Source organism: Frankia sp. CeD, from assembly GCF_000732115.1.
GTDB lineage: Bacteria > Actinomycetota > Actinomycetes > Frankiales > Frankiaceae > Frankia > Frankia casuarinae.
This window is the reverse complement of sequence record NZ_JPGU01000085.1, coordinates 1,363-4,739: the sequence shown is the minus strand read 5'-3', so window position 1 is coordinate 4,739 and position 3,377 is coordinate 1,363. Positions and strand designations below refer to the sequence as shown.

Sequence of the window (3,377 nt, the reverse complement as noted above, 5' to 3'; positions counted from 1 at the left end):
AGGCCCTGCTGCTCACGTGCCGCGCGTGGCCGCGCGGGGAGCGGCTGACGCTCGTTCCCTGCCCCCACGTCCCCAGCTACTTTGATCGCTCCCACTGCGCGAAGTGCGGTCACGAGCTGGGGAGCGTGGCCGCGTGAGGCCCGCCATCACGCTCTGGTCGGACAATCGGGACGCCGCGTACGGGTCTGGGGTGGTTCGCAAGCTGCGCACGATCGGTTACCGCCGGATCTCCGACGACCGTGAAGGGCTGGAAGCCGGGGTCACCCGCCAGGACGAGGACATCCGCGAGCTTGCCGAACGGCGTGACGACGTCGACCTGATCGACGTGCTGACCGACAACGACCTGTCGGCCACGAAGGACTACCGGCCGGAGTTCGANCNCATCCTNNCCATGGCNNNNGCNNGCNAGATCGACGCGGTAATCGCGTGGACGTCGAACCGCTTCCTACGCAACCGGCCCGACCGGATGCGCGTGATCGANCTGTTCAANGCCCGCAACGTCCGGCTGATNCCGGTCCGGGGCACCACCATGGACTTCACCTCCGCTGACGGCCGGATGATGGCGGACATCATCTTCTCGATCGACGCGGGAGAGGCCGAGCGCACGGCGGAGCGTGTCGCACGGGCAGCACAGCAGCGGGCCGAGCAGGGCCGCCACCACGGCGGACCCCGAGCGTACGGCTACGGGCCGATCGTCGGCACCGACCACGCCGGCAAGCCCGTACGGGACTTCTACGCCCTCGTGCCGGACGAGGCGGCGGTTATCCGCCGCATCGCGGCCAACATCCTGGCGGGCGTGCCGTTGGCGGCGATCGCCCGCACGCTCAACGCCGAGGCGGTCCCGACCGTGACGAAGGCCCACCGGCCGATCTGCCCGAACAACGTCAAGGGCCGTCGGGCGTGGACCGACTGCCCATGCCCGTACCGCGGGTGGAACGCGACCACCCTCAAGGAGATGATGGTCAACCCGCGTCTGATCGGCATGCGCGGCTACCAGACCCGCAGCACGCGGCGCAGCACGGGCACCATCGCGGTCATGGGCCAAGCGGTGTGGCCGGCGATTCTGGACGTCGACACCTGGGAGCAGATCCGGGCGATCCTCACCGACGCCTCGCGGCGGACCAACACCAACGCGCAGAAGCTTCGGCGCATGCTGGCGGGGTTCGTCTACTGCGCCTCGTGCGGGCACAAGCTGACCGGGAACGGCNCGAACGGGANGCGGCTGTACTGCCAGCGNCGNNACGGCCGCTGTNCGGCCAAGGTCCGNATCGGNGAANNCTTCCTCGTCGNGNTGGTNNNCCNNGCCGTGCGNNNGCGTCTCGACGANCTGGTNCTCCNNCCNGTNGCCANGGANGACCCGGCCGCCGCTGAGCTGGNGACGTTGGAGGCCCGCAAGAGCGCGCTGGCGGACCGGTGGGCATCCGGGAAGATGGACGATGACGCCTACGACGATGCCCACAAGGCCATCGTCCGCCAGATCCGCGCGGCCGAGGCCCGGATGCACACCAGCGCGCGACGGCGCGCCACGCTGCCCGTGGAGGGCGCCGTGGGCTGGGACGGGCTCGGCGAGGACATCGCGGCCAAGCGGGTGATCCTCACCCAACTGATCGACGGTGTGATCGTCGGCGGAAACGGGACTGTCGAGGGTGATGATGTTCAGCGTGTGCGGATCGTGTGGCGAGACCTGAACGACCCCCGGTAGCCCACGTCACCGCAGAAGGCCCCGGCGTCTGCCGGGGCCTTCGTCGTACCTGCCCGCTATGACCCTTTGAGAGCCACACTGGCACGTTAGAACCGCCTTCCCCGCTGGCAGGGGGGGAGAGATTCCGTCCCTGGACCGTTAGCGGGCCGAGCGTGAAGGGGCCGAAGAGTCAGCGGGAGTGCCACCGTCACGGCGACACGCCGTTGCCCACGCCGTGACGGCGGCACGCTGTGCACGATTCTCGGCGGCCTGGGCGGCGCGCGGGCACCGTGCCGATAAGCGCCCCCTGCGGAGCAGGATGCGACGTCACAGCGGGATGGTGCAAAGCCAGCGACACGGCGCGTCGGTGGAACCAGGGCGCTGACCTGCGACGCTGTGACGTACGCGGCCGATGCCAGCGATCAATGGTCCACATTAACCAGTCCACTCTGACTATCCCCGCTGGGCACCCGACCCGCACAGCGATCTTGCACGACAACCACGGTTGTCGATTGCGAAGCGGCAGCTACCCGACCCGCGACGAAGCATCTCCTTGGCTGACAACCAAGGTTGCCGGTGTGGGTCGTAACGTGACGATCGTGCCGGCCGGCCGGCCGGGCTGCGCTGCCCGACCGCCTCGCCAGGCGCTCAGCGGCCCGGTGCCGCAGGTCGGCAACGTCCGGGGTGCAGGTCATAACGAAGGCCAGCGTCACGGGGCTCTCGCCCTTGCTGGTGCGGCCGGCACATCGTGCCAGCCGTGGCCGGGTGGGAACCGAAGGAGTTCCCGAAATCGGTAGCGACTCCGGGAGCGGTCCGGTAATCTTTCAGTCGCTGCCCGCAATCAACCAGAATCTGGGCTGCTTCGGCCTCGCTTATCGTCGCGGGCGCCACGGCTGATGCTCACGGAAGGAGACCAGCGCAATGACGCCACCGGATGACCTCGTCATCGTGGTAGAGGAGTTGGCCACGATCCAGGACCGCGGCGACTTTCAGACCTCTGATGGACCCGTCGGTGACAGCGGCGAGAACAGGGACGGCTAAGCATCGACGTTAGCTGTCGCCGTACGACCCTGCCTCTCTTTCATCTGTTTCGGTTGGTTTTTCATGGCGATCTGGGTGCAGGCCGAAGGAGCCACCATGTAAAGGATGTTGATGGATCATCAGCTCATCCGCGATATAAAGACCGCGTTGGCATGGTCCAGACCCAGCTCGACACCCTCCCGGTTCCTACGGGGGACTCTTCCTGATTCTGGGATATGCCCCAGGGTGCTCACGCCGACCAGATTTCTAGACCTGATAATGAGACGAAGCCTTGTCTCGCCCCAGATGCGGTGGTGTCCATTCACGGGTGTGCCGGGGTAGCCCGCTGACCTTGGGGTTTGTGTTGCGGGGACGTGCTGTGGNCGTTGCTTGATCCTGGTGGCTGGGCGTGGATGATCAGGGTTGTGGCTGAGCTGTCCGCGTCGTCGTGGGAGTCGCGTCTCGCGGCTGCCGAGGCGCGGATCGAGGAACTCGCCGTCGGGCAGGCCGCGTCGGTGGCGGCGAACGAGCGGTTGGTGTCGGTCAACGAGCGGCTGCGTCGGGTCGTGGAGGACTCGGCCGCGCGGCATGAGGTGGAGCTTGGCGCGGTGCGCGCCGAGCGGGACCGGGCCGTGCGGCGGGTCGAGGAGCTTGAGCTCGAGTTCGCCGAGCTGCG

Annotated in this window: 1 protein-coding gene and 1 pseudogene; both read left to right on the top strand. The window is 67.9% G+C overall.

Annotated elements, in window-relative coordinates:
* Positions 1–133: 133 nt before the first annotated feature.
* Positions 134–1,702: a recombinase family protein gene (locus tag CED_RS20795; protein ID WP_035913581.1), complete on the top strand. Its 1,569-nt coding sequence runs from the start codon at positions 134–136 to the stop codon at positions 1,700–1,702.
* 1,412 nt (positions 1,703–3,114) lie between these two features.
* A pseudogene (locus CED_RS25670) lies at positions 3,115–3,377 on the top strand (IS66 family transposase); the annotation flags it as partial.